This is a genomic window from Capnocytophaga sp. oral taxon 332 str. F0381, assembly GCF_000318275.2.
GTDB classification, from domain to species: domain Bacteria; phylum Bacteroidota; class Bacteroidia; order Flavobacteriales; family Flavobacteriaceae; genus Capnocytophaga; species Capnocytophaga bilenii.
Genome location: NZ_KB291280.1, coordinates 2,326 through 2,606 on the forward strand (window position 1 = coordinate 2,326; position 281 = coordinate 2,606).

1 pseudogene is annotated in these 281 nt (G+C 38.8%); it reads left to right on the forward strand.

The features are described from left to right. Positions 1-82: 82 nt before the first annotated feature. Positions 83-281: pseudogene (locus HMPREF9075_RS13445) on the forward strand (hypothetical protein); the annotation flags it as partial.

The window sequence follows — 281 nt, forward strand, 5'->3', positions numbered from 1 at the left end:
TGCCTCAGCCCAAGGCTTCAAGTGGACATAAGCTCATCTTTACCGAAGATGAGAGCATCCTGCTTACCGATAGAATGGCAATGTGAATAAGTTGGATACTCAGGGTAAGAATATAGAGTTTTCTGCTCCTGAGACTAATATTACTGAAACAGCTGGAAAGGCTAAGAGAAGTGATATTGGTGGAGATATGTTCGTGTATGTGAATGGTGCTTTAACTGAAAAGATAGAAGATGATTTACATAGTGAAACAAAAAAAGGGAAAACTATGCTAAATAGTGAGG